Source organism: Afipia sp. GW822-FHT04G07, assembly GCF_058800765.1.
The window spans coordinates 1,551,716-1,577,920 of record NZ_JBXAMP010000001.1 but is presented as its reverse complement, the minus strand read 5'-3'; the positions used below and the strand labels follow the sequence as shown (position 1 = coordinate 1,577,920).

Annotated in this window: 25 protein-coding genes; 14 read left to right on the top strand and 11 right to left on the bottom strand. The window is 60.1% G+C overall.

Going from position 1 to position 26,205, the window contains the following annotated elements; genetic code table 11:
• Window positions 1-11: 11 nt before the first annotated feature.
• Genes AC1RKJ_RS07790 through cnbZ form a run of 5 tightly spaced genes read left to right on the top strand, consistent with a single transcriptional unit; the run spans window position 12 to window position 4,078 of the window.
• The gene (locus AC1RKJ_RS07790; protein WP_492790498.1) at window positions 12-878 is read left to right on the top strand and encodes a branched-chain amino acid ABC transporter permease; all 867 of its coding nucleotides are present in this window, start codon (window positions 12-14) and stop codon (window positions 876-878) included.
• Window positions 875-1,810 carry a branched-chain amino acid ABC transporter permease gene (locus AC1RKJ_RS07785; RefSeq protein WP_492790497.1) on the top strand — a complete coding sequence of 312 codons (936 nt, stop codon included), beginning with the start codon at window positions 875-877 and terminating at the stop codon, window positions 1,808-1,810. Before AC1RKJ_RS07790 ends, AC1RKJ_RS07785 begins: the two co-directional genes overlap by 4 nt.
• Window positions 1,803-2,552, top strand: coding sequence for an ABC transporter ATP-binding protein (locus AC1RKJ_RS07780; protein ID WP_492790496.1), 750 nt, complete (start codon window positions 1,803-1,805; stop codon window positions 2,550-2,552). The genes AC1RKJ_RS07785 and AC1RKJ_RS07780 overlap by 8 nt, the downstream gene beginning before the upstream one ends.
• Entirely contained in the window at window positions 2,545-3,276 is a 732-nt protein-coding gene (locus tag AC1RKJ_RS07775) for an ABC transporter ATP-binding protein (RefSeq protein WP_492790495.1), read from the top strand. Before AC1RKJ_RS07780 ends, AC1RKJ_RS07775 begins: the two co-directional genes overlap by 8 nt.
• Window positions 3,277-3,322: 46 nt before the next feature.
• Window positions 3,323-4,078 (top strand): 2-amino-5-chloromuconate deaminase CnbZ, encoded by a 756-nt coding sequence (cnbZ, locus tag AC1RKJ_RS07770; RefSeq protein ID WP_492790494.1) that lies wholly within the window; start codon window positions 3,323-3,325, stop codon window positions 4,076-4,078.
• Window positions 4,079-4,588: 510 nt separating this feature from the next.
• Here cnbZ and AC1RKJ_RS07765 read toward each other — a convergent pair.
• Window positions 4,589-5,515 (bottom strand): helix-turn-helix domain-containing protein, encoded by a 927-nt coding sequence (locus AC1RKJ_RS07765; RefSeq protein ID WP_492792676.1) that lies wholly within the window; start codon window positions 5,513-5,515, stop codon window positions 4,589-4,591.
• A gap of 154 nt (window positions 5,516-5,669) precedes the next feature.
• Between AC1RKJ_RS07765 and AC1RKJ_RS07760 the strand changes: the two genes are divergently transcribed.
• From AC1RKJ_RS07760 to AC1RKJ_RS07735, 6 genes are read left to right on the top strand one after another with little or no spacing between them, the layout of a single operon-like run.
• A complete protein-coding gene (locus tag AC1RKJ_RS07760; protein ID WP_492790493.1) occupies window positions 5,670-6,890 on the top strand; it encodes an amino acid ABC transporter substrate-binding protein in 1,221 nt (406 codons plus the stop codon).
• 32 nt (window positions 6,891-6,922) lie between these two features.
• Window positions 6,923-7,792 (top strand): branched-chain amino acid ABC transporter permease, encoded by an 870-nt coding sequence (locus AC1RKJ_RS07755; protein ID WP_492790492.1) that lies wholly within the window; start codon window positions 6,923-6,925, stop codon window positions 7,790-7,792.
• Window positions 7,789-8,733: a branched-chain amino acid ABC transporter permease gene (locus tag AC1RKJ_RS07750; protein ID WP_492790491.1), complete on the top strand. Its 945-nt coding sequence runs from the start codon at window positions 7,789-7,791 to the stop codon at window positions 8,731-8,733. Before AC1RKJ_RS07755 ends, AC1RKJ_RS07750 begins: the two co-directional genes overlap by 4 nt.
• Window positions 8,730-9,479 (top strand): ABC transporter ATP-binding protein, encoded by a 750-nt coding sequence (locus tag AC1RKJ_RS07745; RefSeq protein ID WP_492790490.1) that lies wholly within the window; start codon window positions 8,730-8,732, stop codon window positions 9,477-9,479. The genes AC1RKJ_RS07750 and AC1RKJ_RS07745 overlap by 4 nt, the downstream gene beginning before the upstream one ends.
• Window positions 9,472-10,188, top strand: coding sequence for an ABC transporter ATP-binding protein (locus tag AC1RKJ_RS07740; RefSeq protein WP_492790489.1), 717 nt, complete (start codon window positions 9,472-9,474; stop codon window positions 10,186-10,188). Before AC1RKJ_RS07745 ends, AC1RKJ_RS07740 begins: the two co-directional genes overlap by 8 nt.
• Window positions 10,189-10,243: 55 nt before the next feature.
• Window positions 10,244-11,695 carry an aldehyde dehydrogenase gene (locus AC1RKJ_RS07735; RefSeq protein WP_492790488.1) on the top strand — a complete coding sequence of 484 codons (1,452 nt, stop codon included), beginning with the start codon at window positions 10,244-10,246 and terminating at the stop codon, window positions 11,693-11,695.
• Window positions 11,696-11,844: 149 nt separating this feature from the next.
• Here the strand turns inward: AC1RKJ_RS07735 and AC1RKJ_RS07730 are convergent, their stop codons facing one another.
• Genes AC1RKJ_RS07730 through AC1RKJ_RS07720 form a run of 3 tightly spaced genes read right to left on the bottom strand, consistent with a single transcriptional unit; the run spans window position 11,845 to window position 14,471 of the window.
• A complete protein-coding gene (locus AC1RKJ_RS07730) occupies window positions 11,845-12,840 on the bottom strand; it encodes an ABC transporter substrate-binding protein (protein ID WP_492790487.1) in 996 nt (331 codons plus the stop codon).
• 39 nt (window positions 12,841-12,879) lie between these two features.
• A complete protein-coding gene (locus AC1RKJ_RS07725) occupies window positions 12,880-13,704 on the bottom strand; it encodes an ABC transporter ATP-binding protein (protein ID WP_492790486.1) in 825 nt (274 codons plus the stop codon).
• Window positions 13,701-14,471: an ABC transporter permease gene (locus tag AC1RKJ_RS07720; RefSeq protein WP_492790485.1), complete on the bottom strand. Its 771-nt coding sequence runs from the start codon at window positions 14,469-14,471 to the stop codon at window positions 13,701-13,703. Before AC1RKJ_RS07720 ends, AC1RKJ_RS07725 begins: the two co-directional genes overlap by 4 nt.
• Window positions 14,472-14,581: 110 nt before the next feature.
• Here AC1RKJ_RS07720 and AC1RKJ_RS07715 point away from each other — a divergent pair, with 110 nt between their 5' ends.
• The 3 genes from AC1RKJ_RS07715 to AC1RKJ_RS07705 are packed head-to-tail and all read left to right on the top strand — an operon-like array spanning window position 14,582 to window position 18,094.
• Complete coding sequence (locus AC1RKJ_RS07715; protein WP_492790484.1) at window positions 14,582-15,709, top strand: mandelate racemase/muconate lactonizing enzyme family protein; 1,128 nt, start codon at window positions 14,582-14,584, stop codon at window positions 15,707-15,709.
• A 17-nt stretch (window positions 15,710-15,726) separates the two neighbouring features.
• Window positions 15,727-17,322, top strand: coding sequence for a GMC family oxidoreductase (locus AC1RKJ_RS07710; protein WP_492790483.1), 1,596 nt, complete (start codon window positions 15,727-15,729; stop codon window positions 17,320-17,322).
• Between the two features lie 49 nt (window positions 17,323-17,371).
• Complete coding sequence (locus AC1RKJ_RS07705) at window positions 17,372-18,094, top strand: GntR family transcriptional regulator (protein WP_492790482.1); 723 nt, start codon at window positions 17,372-17,374, stop codon at window positions 18,092-18,094.
• A gap of 10 nt (window positions 18,095-18,104) precedes the next feature.
• Here AC1RKJ_RS07705 and AC1RKJ_RS07700 read toward each other — a convergent pair whose 3' ends face one another.
• The 7 genes from AC1RKJ_RS07700 to AC1RKJ_RS07670 all read right to left on the bottom strand — a co-directional run bounded on the left by AC1RKJ_RS07700 (window position 18,105) and on the right by AC1RKJ_RS07670 (window position 26,201).
• The gene (locus tag AC1RKJ_RS07700; protein WP_492790481.1) at window positions 18,105-19,895 is read right to left on the bottom strand and encodes a chloride channel protein; all 1,791 of its coding nucleotides are present in this window, start codon (window positions 19,893-19,895) and stop codon (window positions 18,105-18,107) included.
• Window positions 19,892-20,731: a formylglycine-generating enzyme family protein gene (locus AC1RKJ_RS07695; RefSeq protein WP_492792675.1), complete on the bottom strand. Its 840-nt coding sequence runs from the start codon at window positions 20,729-20,731 to the stop codon at window positions 19,892-19,894. Before AC1RKJ_RS07695 ends, AC1RKJ_RS07700 begins: the two co-directional genes overlap by 4 nt.
• A gap of 186 nt (window positions 20,732-20,917) precedes the next feature.
• A complete protein-coding gene (locus AC1RKJ_RS07690) occupies window positions 20,918-22,558 on the bottom strand; it encodes an arylsulfatase (protein ID WP_492790480.1) in 1,641 nt (546 codons plus the stop codon).
• Window positions 22,559-22,605: 47 nt separating this feature from the next.
• Window positions 22,606-23,352 carry a GntR family transcriptional regulator gene (locus AC1RKJ_RS07685; protein WP_492790479.1) on the bottom strand — a complete coding sequence of 249 codons (747 nt, stop codon included), beginning with the start codon at window positions 23,350-23,352 and terminating at the stop codon, window positions 22,606-22,608.
• Window positions 23,353-23,395: 43 nt separating this feature from the next.
• On the bottom strand, window positions 23,396-24,448 hold the full coding sequence (locus tag AC1RKJ_RS07680) for an ABC transporter ATP-binding protein (protein WP_492790478.1): 1,053 nt from the start codon (window positions 24,446-24,448) through the stop codon (window positions 23,396-23,398).
• A complete protein-coding gene (locus tag AC1RKJ_RS07675; RefSeq protein WP_492790477.1) occupies window positions 24,445-25,284 on the bottom strand; it encodes a carbohydrate ABC transporter permease in 840 nt (279 codons plus the stop codon). Before AC1RKJ_RS07675 ends, AC1RKJ_RS07680 begins: the two co-directional genes overlap by 4 nt.
• Window positions 25,281-26,201, bottom strand: a complete 921-nt coding sequence (locus AC1RKJ_RS07670; protein ID WP_492790476.1) for a carbohydrate ABC transporter permease — start codon at window positions 26,199-26,201, stop codon at window positions 25,281-25,283. Before AC1RKJ_RS07670 ends, AC1RKJ_RS07675 begins: the two co-directional genes overlap by 4 nt.
• Window positions 26,202-26,205: the final 4 nt, after the last annotated feature.

Genomic DNA, 26,205 nt, shown 5'->3' with positions numbered 1-26,205 from the left:
GAGGACACGACATGCTGGCGGCCCAGGTTCTGATCAATGCGTTAGTGCTGGGCTGCCTTTACGCGTGTATCGCGATCGGCTTCTCGCTGGTCTGGGGCGTCTTGAACGTCATCAACCTGATCCACGGATCCTTTATCGTACTTGGCGCCTATCTGGCGTGGGGGCTCTATCAGTCGCTCCACATCTCGCCGTGGTATGCGCTCGGCATCGCAGCTCCGGCTTTTTTCGTTTTTGGCTACGTCATCCAGCGCCTGATCCTCAATCGTGTGATCACCGCGCCAGTGCTTGTCACGCTGACTTTGACATTCGGGCTCGACCTGATCCTCAACAACGCGATGATCTACTACTTCAAGGCGGACTACCGGAAACTGACGCTGACGCCGCCAACGGGTTCGGTTTCGCTGTTCGATGTTGTCGTGCCGGTCGATCGTTTGATCGCAACCGTGTCGGCGCTGGCATTGACCGGCGTGCTCTATCTAATCTTGCGACGGCTGCGTGTCGGTCGCGCCATCGTTGCGGTCAGACTCGATCGCGACGCGGCCAAACTCATGGGCGTCGACGTCAATTCGATTTATGCGATTGCGTTCGGTCTTGGCGCCGCGCTCGCGGGCTGCGCCGGCGTGCTGATGGCGCTGATCTTTCCGATTTCACCATTGACGTCCACGGCCTATCTCGGAAAGGCCTTTGTAGTCTGCGTGCTAGGCGGCCTCGGCAGCGTGTCCGGCGCGCTGGCGGGCGGCATTCTTCTGGCGCTGATTGAAGGGATTGGCTCGACGCTGATAGGTCCCGCTCATGCAACAACGTTGTCGTTCGCGCTGCTGATCGTTTTTCTGATCGTGCGTCCTCAAGGTCTGCTCGGCCGAAAGGGCTTTGAATGACACGGTCGAACTTCATCCTGCTGGCGCTGGTCGTCTGTATCGCCGCGTTGCCGATAGTCGGCGGATCCTACGCGCTGCGGCTGGGCACAATCGCCTGCATGTACGGCATCCTCGCGCTGTCGTGGAATGTCGTCGGCGGCTTCGCAGGCTATCCGTCATTCGCGACTGCGGCGTTCTTTGGCTTCGGCGCCTATGCGGCGGGTGTCCTTATCGGCAAGGGCGTGCCACTGCTGGTGTCCGTTTCTGCTGCGGGACTGATGTCGTTTGCGCTGGCGTGTCTGCTCGGGGCGGCGCTGCTTCGTCTGCGCGGGCATTATTTCGCCATCGCCAGTCTGTCGCTGATCGAGGTATTCCGCGAACTCGTTAACAACGCCACCGATCTAACTGGTGGTGGCATGGGGCTCAACATCCCGCTGACCTCGGCAGCTGGTGTGATGGCGGACGCAACATTCTTTTTCTACGTGATGTGGGGGCTGCTGCTCGGCACTGTGCTGATGGTCATTCTCGTCGCTGGCTCCAAACTCGGCTTCGGCCTCGCCTGTATCCGCCAGAATGAGACCGCGGCCAACATGATCGGACTCAACACCACGCTCTATAAGAGCATCGCCTTCGGTCTGTCCGCCTGTTTCGTGGGCGCCGCAGGCGGGGTCTATGCGGCGTGGGTGCATTACATTGATCCATCCGATGTCTTCGATATTCTTTATTCGGTGAAACCGATCGTTATGGCGCTCATCGGAGGGTTGGGCTCGCCGCTCGGTGTTCTGATCGGGGCTTTCGTATATCTCGGTCTGGAGGAGGTGGTCTGGCGCAACTACATCCAGATTCACAGCGGCGTACTCGGCGTTCTGATCGTCATACTGTTGCTGTTCCTGCCGCACGGGTTGATGTCGATGCGTGATCGCCTTCTCTCATGGAGGCCGAAGCGTGTCTGAAATCCTCCGGCTCCAGTCCGTCTCCCGAAATTTCAGCGGCCTGAAGGCGCTGCGCGACGTCTCGCTCGGCGTCAATAAAGGCGAAGTCCTGGGCCTCATCGGCCCGAACGGCGCGGGCAAGACCACGCTGGTGAATGTCGTTACCGGCGTTACTCCGGCAAGCTCCGGCGCCGTGACATTCATGGGGCAGGATATCACGCGCGTGAAGACCTATCAGTCTGCGCGTCTCGGACTGTCGCGCACGTTCCAGGTGGTGCAGCCGTTCGCGGAATTCAGCGCGCTGGACAACGTCGCCGCAGCCGCACTGTTTTCGCAGCCCGGCGAGAGCATCAGAACGGCGCGAGAAGAAGCGCGTGCGCATCTCGCGTTCGTCGGCCTTGAAACGCAGTCAGATCAACCCGCAGCGACATTGACTCTGGCGATGCGCAAGCGCCTTGAACTCGCGAAGGCGCTGGCGATGAAGCCGAAGTTGCTGTTCCTCGACGAGGTGAATGCAGGTCTGAACAGCGCGGAAGTCGAACGTGCGACGCGCCTTATCCATCAGCTTGCGGAAAGCGGCATCACCATCGTGATGATCGAGCATTTGATGAAGGTGGTGCTAAATGTCTGCACGCGGATCGTGGTGCTGCACAACGGTCAGTTGATCGCCGATGGCGCTCCGCGGGACGTGATCAAGAATCCGGCAGTCGTTGAAGCCTACCTCGGTCAGCAGTATGCGCAGAGGGCCGGTGCTCATGGCTGATACACCCATCCTTGAATTGCAGGGCGTGCGCGCTGGCTATGGCGAGGTTCAGGTGCTGTGGGGCATCGATCTTTCCGTGCGAAGCGGGGAGATCACTGCGCTGATCGGCTCCAATGGCGCGGGCAAGACGACGCTGATGCGTGCCTTATCGGGCCTGATCCCGATCCAGTCGGGAAGCTATCGTTCCGACGGCGTGGACCTCGTCGGTGCGACTGCGGCAGCAATCCTGTCACACGGCATCGTGCATGTGCCCGAGGGCAGGCGGCTGTTCGGCGCGATGAGCATTGAAGACAATCTTCTGATGGGGGCTTATTCGCGCACGGCCGGACGCGCTGAAATCAGTCGCGATATGGACCGCGTTTACGCGACGTTTCCGAAATTGTTCGAACGCCGCAATCAGGCGGCCGCGACATTGTCCGGCGGCGAGCAACAGATGTGCGCGATCGGGCGCGGGCTGATGAGCGCGCCGAAGCTATTGATGATCGATGAATTGTCGCTTGGATTGTCACCGTTGCTGGTCGAGCAACTCGTCGCTGCGCTTCGCGCGCTAAACGCAGAGGGCATGTCGATCCTGCTGGTCGAGCAGGATGTGACGACGGCGCTCGACCTGTGTCATGCGGCTTTCGTGATGGACATGGGCCGAATCGTGCGGACGGGGTCCGGTACGGAGCTATTGGCCGATCCGATCATTCGCGACGCCTATCTCGGCGTGCTCGAAGAGTAACTTGAAATCCACCGGAAAAGAAATTCCTGCAGTAAGAAGAGGCAACATGATCGAGACTGTCGAAGCAGCAAAGGGCGGCTACAGGTTCATGCCCGGCGTCAGCCAGTATTCAGCCGGAGTCGCGGCGCTGCCGGGATTCTCCCTCGAGCGGGTGCGGTTCACCAAGCCGGTGCCGCTGCGGCAAGGCTTCGATCGCATCGCGCAGCATCTAAAGGACGCCGGCAGGCCGTTGACCGCATTCGCTGCTTGCGAGTTGCGCTCGCCCGCACCGTTCACGGAAAGCGGATTCGTGCAGTTCAATGAAGTGTACACCGGTACTCTGAAGGCATGGGGATTGCTGTCGGACGGACTGAATCCGGTATCGCGCAGCAACGTTTGTCCGAAAATCAATCCGCCGGCAGAGCCAAGCTTCCACGCGTTTTCGTATGCGGTGCCGGCTGCGAATGCGCCTACATCGTTCGTTGTCGCGGGCAGCGGCGAGGCGCCGGAAGGCAAGGGCAGCTATCGCGATCATGCCGTTCGGCTCGGTGACATTAGTCCGGCGGCGATGGTCGAGAAGGCGCGGTGGGTTCTGGGCGAGATGGAACGCCGCATGAGCGCATTCGGTGGCGACTGGAGTCAGGTGACCGCGACCCAGCTCTATACCGTTCATGATATCTACCCCTTCATCGAAAGCGAGCTGGGCAAACGCGGCATTTTCGGACAGGGCCTGACCTGGTACCTCAACCGGCCGCCGGTTCAGGACCTGGAGTATGAAATGGACTGCCGCCGCGTCCATGTGGAACGCGTCATAGAGAGCTGAGCCGCCGGCAGGCTACTTTCAAATAGCTCTAAACCAATGCCCGCCCCGTTGAGTGGGCGGGCGTCCGCTTCCATGGCGACAGGTTAGACCAACCTGAGCAGCGGCGAAGCTCCGAGCGGAGCCATACGAGCTGTCGATATCGCCTTTCCCGCTCGTCGATTGCGGCGCTGAGTATCGAGCAAAAGTTTCTCGATCTGTTCAAGGCAACCGACAGGCGGGATCGAGCCGCCGGTCGTTCAACGTGCGCTTTCGGGCGGCTTACGGCATCAGCGCCATCGACTATCTGAGAACCAGACGGCTTGAGGTCGCGCGCGAGGCGCTGGTCAGATCAACGGCCAGATCTTCTCGATATCGATTGTTCTCGGTGCGCTGAGTGCGATCGTCCTCATATCAGCGCTGGTCGGTGACGGCTTCTGGGACGGCGTGTCATGGATGATGCTCGCGACCCCGATCCTGTTGTGCGGATACTTTTTCCTCAAGCGCAGCTGACTTTATGGTCGCCGCCGAGCGTTATGGCCAAGCCGCATAAAATGGTCCGCGTTTCGCATGCTCAACTCTGGTGCGACGTCGATAGGCGCCCGGTGAAATGCCCTGATGCTTGCGGAAGAAGCGGCTGAAATAACCCGGATCGCGAAAGCCCAGGCCGTATCCGATCTGTTCGACCGGCAGATCGAGTTGATGCAACCGGGTGCAAGCCTCGTGAATCAGCCGATCGTGGATGATGGCGCGCGGACTGCTGGCCTTTTCGCGTTTGCAATGTGCATGAAGCTTGTCGTCTGTCACGCCGAGCGCCGCGGCATAACGTGCGATCGGCCAGCCGTCGCGATAGTGCAGTTCGACCATCTGGAGAAAGTTGCCGACAAGACGCGGCCCGTCGCCGCGCTGAGCTGTCTCGCTTGTGGCGTCCTCCCGGGTCGCCGAACGCCACAGATGCAGACACAGCAACAGGATATGAGATGAAACCATGCTCATGCTGCCGCGGCCCGGCGTGTGGAGCTCGCGTACCAGCGTCGCACAGGACCCCGCGACGGCATCGATTGCACCGTCGATCTGCCGGCCGCTCAGCATCACGAACCGGCCGATCGCGCGCTGCAAATGGAGAGCTTCTGCGCTGCTCGCGACGATCCGGGTCAGGAAATCCTCGGAGATGGCGACGAGATGGCCCGTCGTGCCGGCTTCCACTTGGAGATGGCCCTCCACATCGCCCGGCAGCCACAGCACAGTGGGAGCTTCGAACGCAACAGCCGTTCCACGTAGCGTCGCCGTGCCGTTTCGTGTCTCGATCATGAGCAGATGCGCGCGCCGGTCGACATGCTGGCGGATGACCCAGTCACGCGGCGCGAGCCCGCCGGAGAAGGTTTCCGCATGAAGGGCCGGGCTGGCTTTCTCGAGAAAACCGGCCGGGCCGGGGATGACATGGGTCGTGCCGTCCTGCACCTGAGACAATCCGTCGCCTGTGAACCAGTGGAATTGACGGAAGAATACAATCTTTCCCCGGAACCGTCCAATTATCTGCAGATGGTGCTCGATTAATCTCTTACCGTCGAACGCCATTCAAGGCGACGGACGGAATTATCTCTGGGAGGAGAACATGGTGTCATCAGTCACCCGCCTCGCGGCGGGGTTGCTCGCGATTGCCGGCGCTGCCGTTTTGGGGGAGGCCGCTCAGGCGCAGACCTCGATCAAGATCGGTTACGCTATCTCGCGCACCGGCCCGAACGCCGGAGGCGCCGCGGTCAGCACAATCCCGAACTACGACCTGTGGGTGAAGGAAGTGAATGCCGCCGGCGGTCTGAAGCTCGGCGACAAGCGCGTGCCGATCGAGATCGTACAGTATGATGATCGCTCAAGCGCGGAAGAGGCGGCGCGCGCGCTGGAACGGCTGATCAGCCAGGACAAGGTGGACTTCATCCTGCCGCCATGGGGCACGGGTTTGAATCTTGCGATGGGGCCTATTCTCAACAAGGCCGGTTATCCGCATCTTGCCGCGACTGCGGTGACCGACCGCGCGCCTGAACTGGCAAAGCGCTGGCCCAACAGTTTCTGGCTGCTCGGCACCAGTGCGGATGCCTCCAAGACCCTCGTTGAACTGCTGGTCAAGCTGCGAACCGAGGGAAAGATCGGTGACACGGTCGCGATGGCAAGCATCGCGGATGGTTTCGGCATCGATCTGTCAGCTGCAGCGCGCCCTGCGCTGACGGCGGCAAAGTTCAAGCTCGTTTACGACAAGACCTATCCGATCGGCACGCAGGATCTCGGTCCCATCGTCAATGAAGCGAAAGGGCTTAATCCCGACGTTTTCATCGCCTTCAGCTACCCGCCGGATACTCTCGCGATCACGGAACAGGCGCGCATTGCCGGCTTCAACCCCAAAATCTTTTACACAGGCGTAGGCACCGCGTTTCCGCTGTTCCGGCAGAAGTTCGGCGCAAACGCCGAAGGCGTGATGGGCATAGGCGGCTGGAGCGGCGATAGTCCGGCGATCAAGGACTATCTCGCGCGGCACAAGGCTGCATCCGCGAACGGGGCTGAGCCGGATCGCTGGGCCAGCGCCGTAACCTACGCCAGCCTTCAGATGCTGCAGCAGGCTATCGAGCGCGTCGGCAAGGTCGACCGCGCTGCGGTCATCAAGGATCTACAGACCGGGACGTTCGACACGGTGATCGGCAAGATCAAGCTCGAAAACAACATGCCGACCAAATACTGGTGGGTCGGACAATGGCAGGGCGGCGAGTTCTATGGCGTCGGGCCTGCGGTTAACGAAGGCGCGCGCGGCGCCGTCGTGCCAAAGCCAGCCTGGAAGGCTCCGTAATCGTCCGATCTCTCCAGCTAGTCTGAATAAAGATGACGAACGCGGTCCTCACCGGACTCATGCTCGGCGGTATGTACGCGCTGATTGCCATGGGTCTGACGCTTCAATATGGCGTCGCGCGGATCATGAACCTGTCCTACGGCGAGTTTCTCGTCGCCGCAGCCTTTGCGTCTTACTGGCTGTTCACGGGATGGGCTCTCAGTCCGCTGCTTGGACTGACGCTCGTCATTCCCATTAGTTTTGGCGTGAGCTACGCACTCTATCGTGTGCTGCTCACGCCACTGGTGCGGCGCGCCCGCACGCGCGATGCGCTCGAGGTTGAAAGCATTCTGGCGACGTTCGGAATGATGTTCATCGTTCAGGGCATCATGCTGGCGATGTTCGGTGGCGCTTATTACAGCTACTCATTTCTTGCGATCCCGGTCGAATTGCTTGGCGAAAATCTGGCACTGAACCGATTGATGGCGTTCGGCCTCGCCGTGGCGATCGGCCTTGCGCTGTATCTGGTGCTAACGCGCACCCGCATTGGGACGGCCATTCGCGCCGTCGCGGTCGATCCCGCCGCTGCGCAACTGGTCGCGATCAATGTCGGGCAAACGTCGGCGTTGGCCTTCGCGCTCGGTGGCGCGCTGGTGACGACGGCCGGGGTGTTGATCAGCATGTTCATGACATTCAGCGCGAGTTCGGGTGTGGTGTTCACGATGAAGGCGCTAATCATCGTTGTGATGGGAGGCGTGGGCAATCTGCTGGGGTGTCTGGTTGCCGGCCTTCTTTTGGGGCTCAGCGAGGCACTCGTGGCGACATACGTCGATCCAGGATTGACGCTCGCGGTCAACTTCGCGCTGTTCCTGACGGTGCTGCTGATCAAGCCGGCTGGCTTGTTCGGGAGGGCTCAGCGATGAAAGCATCGCAGATGGCGCTCGCGGTGGCGGCTCTTGGCAGCCTGATCGTGCTGATCTTTCTTCCGCTTTACGTGAACGCCTACTATCTGTCGCTGGCGATAAGCCTCCTTCAATTCACTGTTCTTGCGACGGCATGGGGCATGTTTTCCGGCCCCACACGGTATGTCTCGCTGGCAACCGCGGCTTTCTTCGGTGTCGGCGCCTATACGGTCGCGGTGCTGGGCGAAGTCCTGGCATGGCCACTGGTGCTCGGCATTGCCGCGGCGATCGGCGGGTTGATGGCCGTGATCGTCGGCCTGTCGACACTCAGACTCAGCGGCGTCCATTTCGTGATCTTCACGTTTGGCCTCGCGGAACTCGTGCGCCAACTCGTCGTCTGGTACGAGGTCAACAAGACGCGCGTGCTCGGCCGCTATGTCTTCGTGGAGATCACGCAGAACGACATCTACTGGCAACTTCTTGTCCTTGCGGTTGTGGTGTTCGCCGTCGGATGGATGATTGCCCGCTCGCGGCTCGGATTTGCGCTCCGCATTATCGGTGAAGACGAAACCGTCGCGCAGCATTGCGGAATCAATGTCACCATCGCCAAGGTGGCGCTGTTCACGATCAGCGCCATCGTGATGACTCTGGTCGGCGCGATCATGTCACCGCGCTGGACCTATATCGAGCCGTCGATTGCGTTCAATGCAACGATCTCCTTTCAGGTCGTGATCATGGCGTTGCTTGGCGGCGCGCACCGGCTGTGGGGGCCTGTCCTCGGTGCGGTGCCGCTGACACTGCTGTTCGAGTTCCTGTCGGCGCGTTTCCCGAGTACCTCGACGCTCGTCATGGGCGTTGTCTTTCTGTTGATCGTGTACGCGCTGCCGTCCGGGGTGGCCGGTTTGTGGGACCGGTTGGTCTCGCGGCCTGCGTTGCGCATGATGCGGAGGGCGGAGACATGATCCGGGCCGCCTCGTCATCGCCTGTGCTTGAGGTCATCGCGCTCACGCGGGCGTTCGGCGGCCTCGTTGCGGTCAACGCGATCGATCTCGCCGTGCATCGTGGCGAGATCGTCGGGTTGCTAGGCCCGAATGGCTCAGGCAAAACGACGGCGCTCAATCTGATGTCGGGCCTGCTGCGCCCGGATTCCGGGACGATCCGTTTTGCCGGAACGGATATTGCGGGATTGCCGGCGTATCGCATCGCACGCCTCGGTCTGGCCCGCACATTTCAGCTTGTGCGTGTGCTTGGCGGCATGACCTGCGCCGACAATGTCCGCGCGGGGCTCGCATTTCATCGTACGCCGCTCGCGTCCGGCGAGATGAATGATGCCGCAGCAATGTTGCTGGAACGCGTCGGGCTGGGCGGGCAGGGCGAGCGGCCGGCATCCGAACTTACCTATATCGATCAGAAGCGGCTTGAACTGGCGCGGGCGCTGGCGCTGACGCCACAACTTCTGCTGCTCGACGAGTGGCTCGCGGGCCTCAATCCATCGGAACTGCTGATCGGGATCGAACTGATCCGTTCTCTGAAGGACGACGGGCTCTCGATCCTGCTCGTCGAGCATGTCATGGACGCGATCCGTTCGCTTTGCGATCGTTGTGTGGTCATGAACACTGGCCGCAAGATCGCGGAGGGCGAACCGAACACTGTCCTCACTGATCCCGTTGTCATCGAGGCTTATCTTGGGGTGACAGCGGATGCTTGAAGTCTCGGATGTGAGCGTCGCCTATGGCCAGCACCGCGCGCTCACCGAAGCAGCGCTGAACGTCGGCGATGGCGAAATCGTCGTTATTCTTGGCGCGAACGGCGCCGGCAAGACGTCGCTCATGAAAGCTATTGCAGGCATCGTGCCGTGTCTTCCCGGGAAGAGCGTCAAACTTTCAGGTCGCGATCTTTCCAGCTTTCCGGCGCATGAGATCGTGGAAGCCGGGCTGGCATCGGTGCCGGAAGGGCGGGGCATCTTCGGGGAACTGACCGTCGCCGAGAACTTGTTGCTCGGTGCCAATCCGAAGCGGGCGCGCGATGGTGAGGCGGCGCGACGCAAGCGGGTGCTGTCGCTGTTTCCCCGTCTCGGCGAGCGGCTCACTCAAACCGTCCGCACCATGAGCGGCGGTGAGCAGCAGATGGTTGCGATCGGCCGCGCACTGATGTCGAACCCTGAGATTCTGCTGCTTGACGAGCCTTCGCTCGGTCTGTCGCCATTGATGGTCCGTGAACTATTCGCGTCGCTGCGTCAGGTGCGCGAGGCCGGCGTCGGCCTGCTGCTGGTCGAGCAGAACGCACAGGAAAGCCTCGCGCTTGCTGATCGCGGCTATCTCATCGAAAACGGAAAGATCGTCGGCAGCGGAACGGCGTCGGCATTGAAGTCCGACCCGGCGGTGCGGCGTGCTTATCTCGGTGGGCTTCCGGGCTAGTCCTGACCCGGAACCAAGCTATGCAGCATCAGGAAATCACAGAGAGGAAGCTGGCATGAATCAGATCAATCTGTTGCTCGAGAATCAGGATGTTCAGGCGATCGACGGTGTGACATTTGACCGGCTCAACCCGATCACGGGCGATATTGCCACACGTGCGGCTGCGGCGAAGATCACCGATGTCAGGCGGGCGGCCGACGCCGCAGCAGCGGCCTTTCCGGCGTGGTCGGCTACCGGGCCGAGCCAACGCCGCATGATCCTGCTGAAAGCGGCGGACATACTGGCGAGCAAGGCCCCGAAGTTCATCGAATTGATGGCTGCGGAAACCGGCGCGACCGCCGGCTGGGCGGGGTTCAATGTCAATCTTGCGGCGGGGATGCTGCGTGAGGCGGCATCAATGACCACGCAAATTTCCGGCGAGGTGATCCCATCCGACAAGCCGGGATGTATCGCAATGGCAATCCGCCAACCGGCTGGCGTCGTGCTCAGTATTGCGCCTTGGAACGCGCCGGTCATCCTCGGCGTGCGCGCGGTGGCGCTGCCCCTGGCTTGCGGAAACACCGTTATCCTCAAGGCGTCGGAAATTTGCCCCGGCACGCACCGGCTGATCGCGGAGTGCCTGCGCGAGGCAGGTCTGCCGCCGGGCGTTCTGAATGTGATCACGAACGCGCCGGAAGATGCGCCCGCTCTCATCGATGCACTGATCTCTCACCCGGCGGTGCGGCGCATCAACTTCACAGGCTCCACGCGGGTCGGACACATCATCGCCCAGACCGCTGCAAAGTACCTCAAGCCCGTTTTACTTGAACTCGGCGGCAAGGCGCCGCTGCTTGTACTGGACGATGCTGACATCGATGCGGCGGTCGCGGCAGCAGCGTTCGGTGCCTTCATGAATCAGGGACAGATATGCATGTCGACCGAACGGATTGTCGTCGATGCGAAAATCGCTGATGCCTTCGTCGCCAAACTTGCCACCAAGGCAGGGACGCTCGTGGCCGGCGACCCGCGTACGGGGAATACGCCGCTTGGATCGCTAATCGGAACGGATGCCGCGGATCGGATTCAGGGGTTGATCAAGGACGCGGTCGGGAAGGGGGCACGGGTGGTTGCGGGCGGGAAGGTCGATGGGACGCTGATGTCGGCGACGGTGGTCGATCATGTCACTTCGACAATGCGCATCTATGGCGAAGAGTCATTCGGTCCCATTGTCTCGGTCGTTCGGGTCAATGGCGCGGATGAAGCCGTGCGGGTTGCGAACGACACAGAATACGGATTGTCGGCCGCAGTTTTTGGCCGCGACATTGCGCGCGCACTCGACGTCGCGAAACGGATCGAATCCGGCATCTGCCATGTCAATGGGCCGACAGTACATGATGAGGCCCAGATGCCGTTTGGAGGGGTGAAAGCGTCGGGCTATGGGCGTTTCGGGGGCAAAGCAGGCGTAGCCGAGTTCACCGAACTGCGATGGATCACCATCGAAACCGGCCCGCAGCATTATCCCATTTGAGGTACCGAAGCCCGGCAAAGGTTCGGATAGAGGATTCTGCGGTCGCAGATGGGACGCACGGCGGCGTGCTGGTCTCGATTGCGCAGTTGTGCGTCATAACGAGAGCGGTGGACGGCAATCGTAGGGTCGCCGTCCACACGCGAGAGACTTCAAGCAATCGTCTTGAGGTAAATGCTCGGGTCGAAATACTTGCTTGCCGGCGTAAAGTCCTTGACCCCGGCATTTGCCATGAAGAAGTCGGTCGTCTGCTGCAACCAGTTGGTCACAGTTCCGTCCGAATAGAGCCGCTTCCAGTCGCGCGACGTGAACATCTTCTGCGCCTTGAACTGCTCGTTGATGTCCGTCAACGGCGTCTGGCTGTAGTGATTTTTCTGAAGCGCTTCCATCGCCTCTTTGCTGTTGGCGATGATGTAATCATTTGCTTCGGCCCAGCCCTTGATGATCTTGGCGAGAGCCTCCTTGTTCGTATCGTAGTAGCTGTTGCTGGCCGCCCATCCGCCGATGATCGCGGCTTGCGGATAATAGGCTGACGCGTCCGCAAGCTTTACGGCGCCGGGTACCTTGTCGCGGACGGTGACATTGAACGGCACCCAAAGCGCAACCGCCGGCACTGCCCCTGAGATAAAGGCCGTCACTGCTGCGGGCATGCTCTGGTTGACGAGTTCGACCTCCTTGGGGTCGACCTTGTTGGCGCGCAATGCCTTGTCGAGGAAAACGTGTGCGGTCGTGCCGGTGGCCGTCGCGATACGTTTTCCCTTCAAATCCTCGAACGACTTGATGCCTTGATCGGAACGCACCCAAAGCTGCGCGGTTGCGACTTCGATGTCGTTGATCAGGAATGCCTTGCCCTGTCCACGCGCAGGGAAATTTGAGAGCACAGCGCCGGTGGCCAGCACATCGAGGCTGCCGCCTATCAGGGCCTGGAAGATTTCCAGGCCAGTGTTGAACTGGCGCAGTTCCAGATCGAGCCCTTGCTTCTCGAACGAACCCCGGTCCATTCCGGTCCAGATCTGTCCGTCAACGGCGACCGTATGCAGATAGCCGACGCGGACCTTGGTCTTGGCTTGTGCAATGGCGGGCGCGGAAGCTGCGAAACCACTCAGTGCGACGCCTGCTGTCGTTGCGAGAAACTGTCGTCGATCCATGGCATTATCCTCCCGGTTGATTGTGATTTGTGTTTGCGATTATTCCGAAAATGAGGCGGGACGCATCTGTGCCTGCTGCGCGCGGTATTCGCTCATAACGAGTTCTCGGATGTAGCTTCTCAGTTCACCGAATTCCGGGCGCTCCTGTATCGATTCATCGCGCGGATAGGCGAAGGGCACATCGATGATCTGCTTGATCCGGGCCGGACGCGCCGTCACCACCACGATGCGGGAGGCGAGATAGATCGCTTCCTCGACGGAATGCGTGATGAGCATGACGGTTTTGCCTTCGGTGGCGAGAACCTTCAGCAGCAGGTTTTGCATATTGGCCCGGGTCTGCGCATCGAGAGCGCCAAACGGCTCGTCCATCAGGAGAAACTGCGGCTTCACGGCATACGCGCGGGCGATCGCAAGGCGTTGACGCATTCCGCCGGACAGGTGCTTCGGATAGGAATTCGCGAAATCCGAAAGTCCCATCAGCGCGAGATAGTGCTCGCAGATTTGATTCCGCTCCGTGAGCGGAACGTGGTTCGCCTTGAGCTGGAGACCAAACGCGATGTTTTCCTTCACGGTCAGCCACGGAAAAACACCGTACTCCTGGAAGATGACGCCTCGTTCGGGGCCGGGTCCTTTGACGGGATGTCCGTCGAACAGGACATTACCCGTAGTCGGCTTCTGGAATCCGGCCAGCATACTCATCATCGTGGTCTTGCCGCAGCCGGAAGGGCCAATCACCGCGATGAAATCGCCATCGTTGATGTCATAGGTGACATCCTCCACGACGGTGAGTTTGCCCTTGGGTGTATCAAAGGCGAGTGAGACGTGGTCGAACTGCACTCTCTTGAGGCTAGCTGTCTCGCTCATGCCACAGCCCGTTCTTGCCAGACCAGAAGGCGCGCACTGATCCGCCGCAGGATCAGGTCCATGATCAGAGCGATAAAGCCGATGCAGATGATGCCGACATAGATGACGTCGAGCAGAAAGTAGGTCGAGGCGTTCTGGATCATTGCGCCGAGACCGCGCTGAGCTGCAACCAGCTCGGATGCAACAAGCGTTGCCCACGCCACACCCAGTGCGACCCGCAATGCGGTCAGGATATGGGGGACTGTCAGCGGGATGATGACTTTTCGGAAAATCTCGAACTCGCCGGCGCCGAGGGTTTGTGCCACGCGTATATACAGCGGCGTGATTTGCGACACGCCTTCGTACATCACGATCACGCCCGAGAAAAACGAGGCATAGAACAGGATCACGAGTTTTGCGGCTTCGTCGACGCCGAAATAGACGATGACGAGCGGGATCAGCGCGATTGGTGGAAGTGCCCGAAAGAAATTGATCATGGGATCGGCGAAGGTCCGGGCAGGCCGATACCAGCCCAGCAGGAAGCCGACCGGAACGGCGGCGAGAATGCCCAGCACTACGCCGATCAAGACCCTTCGCGTCGAGGCGTAGATGTCGAACAGCAGCCCTTCATTGAGCAGCAATTCGACAAACTTGGCTGCGACCTGATGAGGCGCTGGAATCAAGGACTCGTTGACAAACCCGCTCCAGCGCACGCCATACCAAAGAAGGACAGCGCCGACCCACGGTGCCAGCCCAAGCAAAAAGCGTCTCGCGACACTCCCATTCATTCGTGCATCCCGCAAGCAATTGCAGTTGATCCGATGGCAGTCATATTATAAATAGGATGACCATACAAGAGGCGGCCGCATGTTGCCGGTCGCGCTGTCGGATCGCAGAAATGACATCGCAGACGTTCGCCATCCGTACCGTTCAGGCATTTTGTTACCGCTACCCGCTCTCCACACCGGTCGTCACATCATTCGGCCGGATGCTGGATCGGCCTGCGGTCTTCGTTCGCGTTGAGGACGATAACGGCACGGTGGGTTGGGGAGAAGTCTGGGCTAACTTTCCCTCGACGGGCGCCGAGCACCGGGCGAGGCTGGTCAACGAGGTTCTGGCGCCGGCGGTAGCCGGATTTTCCGTCAGCCAGCCCTCGGATGTTTTCGAAAGGTTGACGCAGGCCACCGCCGTCCTCGCGCTGCAATCGGGGGAGCCGGGCCCTTTTGCGCAGGCGATCGCCGGCATTGACCTCGCGGTGTGGGATCTCTGCGCGCGTCGCCGCAACATGCCGCTATGGAAGTTGCTCGGGGGCAACGGTAATGAAATCCGGGTCTATGCCAGCGGCATCAACCCGACAGGCTCGGCGCAAATGGCGGAAGCGGCGCTGAGCCGGGGGCATCGCGCGCTGAAGTTGAAGATCGGCTTTGATCTGGCGGTTGACCGCGCAAATCTCGGGGCGCTTCGCAGGCTCATCGGAAATGGAATGTTGGCGGCGGATGCCAACCAAGCCTGGTCAAAGGAACGGACGCTTGAAGTTGCGCCGCACCTTCAGGAATTTGGTCTGGCGTGGCTTGAAGAGCCAATCCGTGCCGACCGGCCGTGGAGTGAATGGCAGGCACTTCGTAGCGGCAGCGATCTGCGGCTGGCGGCGGGAGAAAACATTGCGAGCCGCGAAGGCTTTGCACAAGCGCTAAGTGACGATGTCCTGCAGGTCGTTCAGCCGGATATCGCCAAATGGGGCGGATTGACCGCTTGCGCGGAGATCGCGCGCGATATTCTGAAGTCGGGCAAGATGTTCTGTCCGCATTATCTCGGCGGCGGCATAGGCCTGCTGGCATCGGCACACTTGCTGGCAGGGGTCGGCGGCGACGGATTGCTGGAAGTCGACTCGAACCTCAATCCGCTGCGTGACCAGTTCTGTGGGCCCGTCAGCAAGATCAATGACGGCCGGGTGACGCTGGACAATCATCCGGGTCTTGGAATCGAACCCGACCTCCTTTCGATCGAACAATATCGGACAGCCTGATCTGTCGGGAAGCAAGTATGGCTGCTCAGGGATATGACTACATCATTGTCGGCGCGGGATCAGCCGGTTGCGTGGTTGCGAACCGCTTGTCCGCCGATCCGTCCTGCCGCGTGCTGCTGCTGGAGGCCGGAGGGTCCGATCGGAATTTCTGGTTGAAGCTTCCGGTGGGTTACTACCGCACGATCTACAACGAGCGCTTCTCACGTCTCTTCAAGACCGAACCCGGAGAAGGCACCGGCGGACGGTCGATCATTTGGCCGCGCGGGCGGGTGCTTGGCGGGTCGTCATCGATCAACGGTTTGATCTTCATCCGCGGCCAGCATGAGGACTTCGACGACTGGGAGCGTCTTGGCGCGAAAGGTTGGAATTACCGCGAACTGCTGCCGTACTTCCGGCGTTACGAGCGGTACCAAGGCGGTGAGAGCCAGTACCATGGCGGCCTCGGTGAATTTGAAGTCTCCGACCTTCGGACAGGGAATCGCGCTTCTGCAGCGTGGGTCGATGCTGCTGTGGAATTCGGCCTTCCGCGTAATCCGGATTTTAACGGCGCCTCCACGTTGGGTGTCGGCACGTATCAACTCGGCATTGGCCGCCACTGGCGTACCAGTTCTGCGTCGGCGTTTTTGCGGCCCGCCAGAGATCGTACCAACCTGACTGTCGTGACTGACGCTCAGGTCAGCAAGGTCACATTCAGAGGCCGCGTCGCGAGCGGCGTAGAATGGGTGCGCAAGGGAGAGGTTTTCACCGCTGCAGCCGACCGCGAGGTCATTCTGTCGGCCGGCGCGTTGCAATCGCCGCAGGTATTGCAACTCTCCGGCGTCGGTCCGCCTGATCTGCTGCGTGGACTCGGCATTCCCGTCATTGCCGACTCACCCGAGGTCGGCCGCAATTTGCAGGATCACTATCAGGCCCGCATGATTGTCCGGTTAAAGGATCGAATTTCGCTCAACGATCAGGTCCGCAATCCGTTCGAGCTTGCAAAGATGGGTTTGCAGTGGATGCTGGCGGGTAGCGGTCCGCTGACCGCGGGCGCGGGACAGGTCGGCGGCGCTGCCTGCACGGAGTATTCCGTGGGCGGACGTCCCGATATTCAGTTCAACGTGATGCCGCTGTCGGTCGATAAACCCGGTACCCCCTTGCACAATTATTCAGGATTTACGGCGTCGGTCTGGCAATGCCACGGAGAATCGCGAGGACATCTTGCGATTCAATCGACCGATCCGTTCACTCAGCCGCGCATTGATCCGAACTACTTTGCCGAAGATATCGACCGCAAGACCATCGTTGCAGGCTTGAAAATGCTGCGTGATATTTATCGGCAGAAATCATTCCGAGATCTGTGGGATACCGAGGTGGTGCCCGGCGCTTCGGCGGACGATTCGGCCGGCCTGTGGGATTTCGCGCGAAACACCGGCGGCACCGTGTTTCATTGCGTCGGCACCTGCCGGATGGGAAGCGACGAGAAATCGGTGCTCGATCCTGAATTGCGTGTCCGCGGTGTCGAAAAGCTGCGCGTCATCGATGCCTCGGTGATGCCGAAGATTACCTCCGCGAATACCAATGCGAGCAGCCTGATGATTGGAGAACGGGGCGCGGCGCTGGTCATGTCGTAGGTCGCGTGGCGTTAGTATCAGACCAATGATCTGAAACATGAGAACAGCGATGGATTTGATTTCAAACAGCCATGTTCCAAAATACGCCCAGATCGCCGATATTTTTCGTCAGCGTATCGCCCGCGGAATATGGGCGCAGGGCCTCCGGTTGCCGGCCAATGAATCGCTCGCAGCGGAGTTCGGTGTTTCGCGCGTAACCATCCGGCAGGCGGTCGATCTGCTCGTGCGCGATGGAGTTATGGAGGCTCAACAAGGGCGTGGTACCTTTATCACAGGTACATTGACCGAGAACCGATGGTTGAAGGTCGAGACGACGCTGTCCGACCTCGCGGAGGTCTACCGGGACACATCGCCGGAGATCATCAATATTTCGGAAAGCCGTACCGACGCGCCGCTGCGGCCGGAAGAGGGCAAGGCGGCGGCGCATTATGTTTTCATGCGCCGGGTGCATTCACGTGATGGCCGGCCTTATTGTGTGATCTCGATCTATCTCGACGAAAAAATATTCCGCAGGCATCCAAAGCGCTTTCGCAAGGAAACCGTGATTCCGATCCTGAAGGATATGCGCGATCCCGCGATCAGCAGCGCGCGGCAAACGCTGACGATCGGCACTGCCGACCTCGAAGTCGCGAAGCTGCTGCAAGTACCGTTGAATTCGCCCGTCGCTGAAGTTCGGCGGGTTTTCACAACTGCAGACCGGACCGTGATTTATCTTGGTGAGGTGACCTATCGCGGCGACTTCGTCCGGATCGATATGGATTTGCGGCCTTGAAGTAGGCGGCTCACCGGAAATACAGTTCCTGATTGCGCCGTTCGAGTTCCTCACCGTAAGTCCGCAGAACGTGCGCCTCGCTGACCGTTCCGATGGCGGCACGGTGGTCTGCGCGGTCAACGACCGTCAGCACATCGGCCTCGGTCCGTTCAAAGGCTGCCATGATGTCCCGGATCGTCGCATCAGGCAGCAGGAACTCCTCGCTCTGTTGCGCCAACGTGGCGAGCGGAAGATTGTCGATTGTTGCGATCGAATGCAGATCGGCGGACGAAACGAGACCTGCATAAGTCCCGTTTGGATCGCGCAGCACAATCTGTTTGACGCGCGCGGGCGAAAACAACTTCTGGGCTTCGACGATCGGCATTGTGCTGAGAGCATTCTCGAAGTCCGAGCGCATCAAGGATGTCGCGCTCAATTGCTGGATCCAGCCGACATCCTGAGGACCGCGAATAACCTCACCCCGCAAGTGGAAACGCCAGGTCGCGAAGCTGTAACCGAACAGTTCCCTGACAATCAGTGCGCTGACGGACGAGGCGACGACGGCGCCGACGGTGACCGAAAAATCGCCGGTAATTTCGAGCGCCAGACAGATCATGCTGAAGGGCGCCCCAAGTACCCCGGTGCCAAGCGCTGCGAGCGCGGCGATGGCCGCTGTTCCCGGCTGCAAGGCAATGTCGGGCAGCAGGATGCTCATCACGGTGCTATAGAGTTGACCGACCAGCGCGCCAAGCAGCAGGGATGCGAAGAACAAGCCGCCGCGAAATCCGGACCCAAGCGATATGGCCGATGCCAGTGTCTTGAGGACGATCGTCGTCGTCAGCAGCAGCCATGTTGGGTTGCTTACGAGCAGAATCTGCATCGCGCCGTGCCCGGCGCCGAGCACCGTTGGTGTCAGGAGAGCGAGGGCGCCCAGCAATGCACCACCGAGAATTGGTCTCAGGAAACCGCCGAAAGCCGACAATCGTTGGAAAAGACGTTCGGAGGAAGCCACCGCCAACATCAGGATGATGCTGGCGAATGCGCAAATGACGCCGATCAGAACGGTTTGACCGATCATCTCGACCGAAACGGGCGAGGGAAAGCCAGGGACCATCAGGAATGACTGATGAGTCAGATGGCGCGCCACCAGCCACGAAGCCACGGCGCTTGCAATGACCGGCACCAGCCCGGCGGATGTGTATGCACCCAGAACAACCTCGAACGCATAGAAGGCGCCAGCCAGCGGCGCAGAGAATGCCGCGCTGATCGCACCGGCTGCGCCGCAAGCCACCAGCAGCCGCATGTCGCTGCGGCGTGCCGCGAGGCGCTTGCCGATGTGAGAGCTGAACGCGGCGCAGATTTGTGTGTAACCGGCTTCCAGACCGACCGATCCACCGAAGCCGTTCGAAAGCAGGGTCTGCATCGAGATGAGAAGACTGCCTCGCATCGAAACGCGGCCGCCGTAAAGTGCATTGGCTTCAATCGCGTCGGCGAGTTGCCCCTTAAAGCGCCCGGCCACAAACATTGCGATCACGGCGAGGACCAGACCGCCCGCGATCGGCACCAGCAATGTGCGTTGCCATGAGATCATGCCGGTCGCGCTTAGATGTGCGTCGTAGGGAATATCGAACAGCAATGCGTGCGCGATTTCGCTCAGCTTCGAGATGATAGCAACAAGGAGGCCGGAGAGAAGCCCGATCACGATCGCGACTGCGACGACGCCGGTTTCGCGATTACGGACGAAATTGCGCAGCACGGTGGGCAGCAGATAGCCCGCGACGCTCGGCTTTTTGGGAGAGTCCGGCGGGGTAACGTAGGTCATGGCGTCTTCCGGGTGTCGCCGTCAGCGATCCGTGCCACGCGAAATCCGATATTGCTGGACGAACTGTCCGGCGTGTTCGAGCTGCGTGCGGCGACACGATAGCGGTTACAGTAGGACTCATGGCAGAGGAATGATCCTCCCCGGAGCGAGCGAGTGGCGGTTGGCTGGCTCTGGAGCGGATTGGTCACGTCGGTGATGCAATGATAGTCGGGCGAGAAATAGTCTTGGCACCATTCCCAGACATTGCCGGCGACATTGTACAGATCGTAGCCGTTCGGTCCGAAGGCATGAACGGGAGCGGTTCCGGCATAGCCGTCATCGGTCGTATTGCGATCGGGGAAGCTGCCCTGCCATATGTTGCAGCGATGTTGTCCCTCAGGCGTGAGCTCATCGCCCCAGGGATATGTCGCTTGCTCAAGTCCGCCGCGTGCGGCGATCTCCCATTCCGCTTCCGTCGGCAGGCGCGTACGGGCCCATTTGCAGTAGGCCTGAGCGTCATTCCATGAAATGTGCACAACGGGATGATCGAGCCGATCGAGTATCGTACTCGGCGGGCCCTCCGGTTGCGCCCAGTAGGCGTGTGGTACGGGAATCCACCACGGCGTATCGGCCGCCCGGCTGCCGATGTCACGCTTGAGATCGTCTGATAGAAAGCCTTGGAAGACAAAGCTCCAGCCATATCGCTCCGCGTCGGTGGAATATCCGGTTGCGCGAACGAAGTCACCGAACTGGAGGTTGCTGACCGCGTAACAGGCGATCGCAAATTCGCTCACGGTTACGGAGCGCGGCGGTCCTTCGCCATCCTCCGGGAACCGTCTGTCATTCGATCCCATGATGAAAGAGCCGCCGATAGAAGGACTCCATCTACGCGCAATGAATGCTGAGCTCGGTTCAATTCCGTCGCGTGATGCCGCCGAAACATCGTCGGTACGGCGAGCCACACAGCAACGGGGAGAACTCTCGGTCATCGGTGCTCAGCGATCGTATCGCGCTCCATTGTTTTTACTTGCCTAACAGCCGCGTTACTGTCGTTCCTGCTCCCAGAATGCCGTGCCGCCTTCGGCTTTCATCAATTCGAGTATCTTCTCGCGCGGGATCACGCCGCAGCGATTTGCCCAAGCCGCGTATTGCTCGCTCATGGACTGAACACGCTCCGGATGCTGCGCGGCGAGATCGTGCATCTCGGTGCGGTCAATTTCCATGTCGTAGAGTTCCCACGGACCGGGATAGTTGCGCACCAGCTTCCATTTTCCGATGCGAATTGCGGCGTTGCCTTCGTGCTCCCAAAACAGCGGGCCGCGACCGCCATACGCTGCCGCAAACGATGGCACCAGGCTCTCGCCTTCGCATGGCAGAATGGTGTTGCCGTTGAACGTCGCGGGGTAGGTGGCGCCGGTGACATCGACGATGGTTGCCATAATATCCGGGAGCTGGCTGGGATTATGCCGCAGGCCGCCCTTATCCTTGATGCCTCGCGGCCAGTGCACGATGAATGGTGTGGCGATCCCGCCCTCGTGCACCCAGTGTTTATAAAGCCGGAATGGTGCGTTCGACAGGTTGGCCCACGCCGTACCGTAGCTTTGATACGTATCTTCTGCGCCAGGCATCAGGGACGGATCGTTTCCGAACCGGACTGGTTCGCCGGCCCGTGTCTTCGCCTTGGCAATCATAAGCTGATCGACCAACTCCTGCGCCGTGACGTTGTCTGGAATGTCTTCCGCGCACGCACCGTTATCCGAGAGAAAGATGATGAGGGTGTTATCCAACTGGTTCGTTTCCTCCAGCGCCGCGATAATCCGGCCGATGCCCTGGTCCATCCGGTCGATCTGGGCTGCGTAGACTTCCATGCAGCGCAGCGTCCACGCGCGATTCTCTGCTTCAGTAAAGGGCGGCTGTGTTGGATCGCGGTCCGTCAGTTGCCAGTTCGGATGGATGATTCCGCCGTCTATCAGCCGTTTCATGCGTTGTTCGCGCAGCTTGTCCCATCCAGCGTCGAACCTGCCCTTGTACTTGGCAATATCCTCTTCGTGGGCATGAAGCGGCCAGTGCGGAGCCGTGTAAGCAACATACTGAAAGAACGGGGCGTCGGGATTGGCCTGCTTGTGCTGCCGGATATAGGTGACAGCCTGATCGCTGATCGCGTCGGTGTAAAAGAAAGCCGGATCCTTTTCGGCTTCGTGTTCGATGTTGTCGTTGCCGCGCGTCAGCGTGTTCGGATGATAGAAGCTTCCTGCGCCGATGATGGTGCCGAAGAAATAGTCGAACCCCCGTTGCAGGGGCCACGAGTCCGTGGGCACGGTCAGGCTGCTGGAGATATGCCACTTACCGCTCAGGTAAGTCTTGTAATTCTTCTGTTTGAGAACTTCGGCCACCGTCACGCAACTCTTGTTCAGGTTACCTGCGTAGCCCTCTGGTCCGTTGTTGTAGGTGAGAATTCCGATCCCGGTCTGATGCGGGTGCAAGCCGGTCAAAAGCGACGCGCGTGCAGGGCTGCAGCGGGCGGTGTTGTAGAATTGCGAATAGCGAAGGCCATTCGCTGCAAGCCGGTCGAGATTCGGGGTTTCGATTTCGCCGCCATAACATCCGATATCGGAAAACCCCATGTCGTCGTTGAGGATGATCAGGATGTTGGGGCTGTCGGATGCTTTACCACCAGTTCGCACGGTTCTTGTCCTTCTTGAGCTTTACTAAAAAACGTCCTGCCAACCGGTCAGAGATGGCGTCTCGTCAGATTGATGCTGAGGCGAAAGTAGTTCGGCAGATAGACCGAACGCAGCAGTTCCAGGGGGCGCCCGTCTGCATTTACGGTGAGGCGTTCGATCGACAGCAGCGGGCTGCCGGCCTTCACGCCGAGAAGCTTTGCGCTGGTGGCGTCCGCCAGGGATGCGCTGATTGTTTGGGTCGCTTCCTTGATGTCGAAGCCGATCTCGGCTTCGAACACGCGGTACATCACGATGGACGTCAGATCGCGCTTTTCCAGCTCGAGCCCGATGTCCGGAGGATAAAAAGCGTGCTCGATTGCGATGGGAATGTCGTCAGCGAGACGGACGCGTTTGAGCTGCCAGACGGCACGCTCCCGCAATTGTTTGCGGACGTCGGCGTCGTGCTTGTTCGTCATTCCCTGCAACAGAATCTTTGCGCCGGGCTGATAGCCAGCGTCCTTGATGGTTTCCGAGAAACCCATCAGCCGCCCGACCCAGTTCTCGGGCTGATTTGTGCGCAGGAACGTTCCGCGGCCGCGCTCACGCTCGAAGATGCCTTCATCGACCAGCGGCTTGATGGCGTTGCGGATGGTTATCCGGCTGACGCCGAAATGCTTGCCGAGTTCGGCTTCTGTCATGAGCCGGCCGGCCTTGTCGATCAGCTTGCCGACCTTGACCTGCCGCCGGATGGTCTCTCGGACCTGAATGTGAAGCGGCGTAGAACTTGCGTTCACGGGCTCATGGGAGCTGGTCATTGTCGGTCGTGCCTTTTGAGTGCGAAGACGCGGAACATTGTCATCACAAACGCTTGCGTGTCGCCTTATCGAAAAGATGAATGTCTTGCGGCCGCGCGGTTATCGATAGCCTCGTACCCTCGCGTGGAACATCGCCATCGCTGACGCGCGCGCGAATCAAGGTGCCGCCGCAGTCAAGATCGAGGATCGCCGTGTCGCCAAGGTCTTCGACGAGATCGACGATTGCCGGTATTCCGTTCGGAGTGATCCGGACGGAACCGGGCCTGATGCCCACGACGACATCGCGATCGCCGCCGTCCTTCATTCCGGTGTCGAGACGATGGCCCGCGATGTCGATGCCGCCGTCGCTATAGCGTGCCGGGATCAGGTTCATGGGCGGACTGCCGATAAAGGCGGCCACATCGATGGAGTTAGGCCGGGCAAAGACTTCCGCCGGGCGGCCGATCTGCTGGATTTCACCGGCCATGAACACCGCCATGCGGTCGGCCAGCGTCATCGCTTCCTCCTGGTCGTGCGTGACGTATACGGCCGTCACACCGAGCGAACGTTGCAGCTTCTTCAGCTCCACGCGGGTTTCCAGCCGCAGCTTGGCGTCGAGGTTGGACAGCGGTTCATCGAGCAGGAACAGCCGCGCCTTGCGCACAATGGCCCGCGCGAGCGCGCAACGCTGCTGCTGGCCTCCCGACAACTGGCCGGGTTTGCGTTCGAGCAGATGTTCGATAGCAACCTTGCGCGCAGCCTCATGCACCGCAGGCTTGATCTCTGCTGTCGGCAACTTCGCCATCTCAAGCGGGAAGGCGATGTTTTCGAAGACGGTCATATGCGGATAAAGCGCGTAGCTCTGAAACACCATGGCGATGTCACGGTCGCGCGCGTCCGAGGCCGTAATATCCTGAGCGTCGATAAAAACGCGGCCCGCGGTCGGCGCGTCGAGGCCGGCGAGAATTCGCAAGGTGGTGCTCTTTCCGGAGCCCGACGGGCCGAGCAACGCAAAAAACTCTCCGGGCTCAATCTCGAATGTCACGCCTTTCAGCGCGGCGAATTCGCCATGCATCTTCGAGATGCCATCAAAACGTACCTGACCGCGACCGCTCACCGACGTCCTCCGCCCTTGACCGCCCCGACGGTCAGTCCCTTGACGATATTTTTCTGGGCGACAATGCCGAGGATCACGACCGGGAGCATCGCGAGCACGGAAACAGCTGCGAGCTTAGCCCACAAGGTTTGTTCCACAGAGATGAAGTTGAACATGGCGACTGTGACCGGCCGCACGGTGTTGCCGCTCAGCACGACCGCGAACAGGAATTCGTTCCACGCATTGAGGAATACGAATACGATGGTGACGGCGATCCCGCCGCGTACCTGCGGAATGATGATCCGCCACAGAGTCCGCATCCGGCTCGCGCCATCGAGATAGGCGGCTTCCTCCATCTCGAACGGAATGTCCTCGAAGTAGGAAACCAGCAGCCAGATTGCGAAGGGCAGGGAAAACGACAAATAGATAAGAATGATACCCTGATAGGTATCGATCCAGCCGACGTTTCGCAGAATCAGGAAGTAGGGGATGATGATGCCGACTGGAGGAAGCATCTGGGTTGCGAGAACGTAGAAGCCCGCTGTTTTCTTGCCGCCGAAGCGCAAGCGCGCCAGCGCATAGGCAGCCGGCACGGCCATCAGCATTGTAATGACGGTGGTCCCGATCGAGATGATGAAACTGCTGATAAGATTCGGCAGGATCGATGCAGAACCGAACAGAACGTCGCGATAGGCACTCAAGGTCGGTTCAAAGAAGAGTTTTGGCGGGTAGGCGAGGACGTCGCGATCGGTCTTGAGCGAATTCAAGACACTCCAGACGATCGGGAAAACCCATGCCAGCAGAAACACCAGCGAGATTCCAAGCGTTACGGTGACACGAATTCGTCTGGCCGTCATTTTGCCCTCCGCAAGGCGAACAGCACGCCGGAGATCAAAATGGTCACCACGAGAAGGGCCACAGCGAGCGCGGAGCCGTAGCCGATCGACAATTCCGTGAAAGATTTACGGTAGGCGTAGAGGTTGAGAATTTCGGTGGCGGTGCCCGGGCCGCCTCCCGTCACAGTGAAAATCGCGGCGAACGCAGTCAGCGCAACCATCGTCCGCATGATGATCACCATGACAATCGCAGGCCGCAGCAGCGGCAGCGTGATGCGCCGGAAACGCTGCCACGCGGTTGCCCGGTCAAGGCGGGCTGCTTCATAGATATCTTCCGGAAGAGACGCGAGACTGGCCAGCAGCACCATGAACGCAAACGGGGTCCACTGCCATGTATGGATGACAATGACCGAGACCATTGCCAGGAAGGGGTCGCCGAGCCAGTTCTTGCTGCCGATGCCGGCATTGATTGCGAGGTAGTCGACAATGCCGAATTCGGGCGCGAGCATGAATGTTCGCCAGATCATGCCGACCACCGCGGGCGACAGCACAACAGGCAGAATGGCGATAACACGAAACCAGCTCTGCCCGCGCTTCATGTCCATCACGAGCAAGGCCAGCGCCAGCCCTAGTGCGACCTGCAGGATAACGGTGGAGCCGGTGTAAATCAGGCTGACCAGCAGCGACGACCAGAACCGATCATCGGCCAGCAGGATGCGATAGTTCTCAAATCCGACAAAGCCATCCGAAAACGGCATTGCGAGATCCATTCGGAACGCGCTCGTCCAGATCAGAAACAGGAGCGGGAAGGTCGTGGTTGCCATGAGCGCAACGAACGCCGGTGCAAGCAATGCACCTGCGAACCGCCGCTCGCGCTTCGCCAGCACGCGGCCGTAATCGCCCGATGCGATGACGGCCGCGTTGCCGGAAGCCCGCATGATT

Coding starts and splice junctions, on each gene's coding strand:
- AC1RKJ_RS07790 (WP_492790498.1), top strand. CDS start 12: ATGCTGGCGGCCCAGGTTCTGATCAATGCGTTAGTGCTGGGCTGCCTT.
- AC1RKJ_RS07785 (WP_492790497.1), top strand. CDS start 875: ATGACACGGTCGAACTTCATCCTGCTGGCGCTGGTCGTCTGTATCGCC.
- AC1RKJ_RS07775 (WP_492790495.1), top strand. CDS start 2,545: ATGGCTGATACACCCATCCTTGAATTGCAGGGCGTGCGCGCTGGCTAT.
- cnbZ (WP_492790494.1), top strand. CDS start 3,323: ATGATCGAGACTGTCGAAGCAGCAAAGGGCGGCTACAGGTTCATGCCC.
- AC1RKJ_RS07760 (WP_492790493.1), top strand. CDS start 5,670: ATGGTGTCATCAGTCACCCGCCTCGCGGCGGGGTTGCTCGCGATTGCC.
- AC1RKJ_RS07755 (WP_492790492.1), top strand. CDS start 6,923: ATGACGAACGCGGTCCTCACCGGACTCATGCTCGGCGGTATGTACGCG.
- AC1RKJ_RS07750 (WP_492790491.1), top strand. CDS start 7,789: ATGAAAGCATCGCAGATGGCGCTCGCGGTGGCGGCTCTTGGCAGCCTG.
- AC1RKJ_RS07745 (WP_492790490.1), top strand. CDS start 8,730: ATGATCCGGGCCGCCTCGTCATCGCCTGTGCTTGAGGTCATCGCGCTC.
- AC1RKJ_RS07740 (WP_492790489.1), top strand. CDS start 9,472: ATGCTTGAAGTCTCGGATGTGAGCGTCGCCTATGGCCAGCACCGCGCG.
- AC1RKJ_RS07735 (WP_492790488.1), top strand. CDS start 10,244: ATGAATCAGATCAATCTGTTGCTCGAGAATCAGGATGTTCAGGCGATC.
- AC1RKJ_RS07730 (WP_492790487.1), bottom strand. CDS start 12,840: ATGGATCGACGACAGTTTCTCGCAACGACAGCAGGCGTCGCACTGAGT.
- AC1RKJ_RS07725 (WP_492790486.1), bottom strand. CDS start 13,704: ATGAGCGAGACAGCTAGCCTCAAGAGAGTGCAGTTCGACCACGTCTCA.
- AC1RKJ_RS07720 (WP_492790485.1), bottom strand. CDS start 14,471: ATGAATGGGAGTGTCGCGAGACGCTTTTTGCTTGGGCTGGCACCGTGG.
- AC1RKJ_RS07715 (WP_492790484.1), top strand. CDS start 14,582: ATGACATCGCAGACGTTCGCCATCCGTACCGTTCAGGCATTTTGTTAC.
- AC1RKJ_RS07710 (WP_492790483.1), top strand. CDS start 15,727: ATGGCTGCTCAGGGATATGACTACATCATTGTCGGCGCGGGATCAGCC.
- AC1RKJ_RS07705 (WP_492790482.1), top strand. CDS start 17,372: ATGGATTTGATTTCAAACAGCCATGTTCCAAAATACGCCCAGATCGCC.
- AC1RKJ_RS07700 (WP_492790481.1), bottom strand. CDS start 19,895: ATGACCTACGTTACCCCGCCGGACTCTCCCAAAAAGCCGAGCGTCGCG.
- AC1RKJ_RS07685 (WP_492790479.1), bottom strand. CDS start 23,352: ATGACCAGCTCCCATGAGCCCGTGAACGCAAGTTCTACGCCGCTTCAC.
- AC1RKJ_RS07675 (WP_492790477.1), bottom strand. CDS start 25,284: ATGACGGCCAGACGAATTCGTGTCACCGTAACGCTTGGAATCTCGCTG.
- AC1RKJ_RS07670 (WP_492790476.1), bottom strand. CDS start 26,201: ATGCGGGCTTCCGGCAACGCGGCCGTCATCGCATCGGGCGATTACGGC.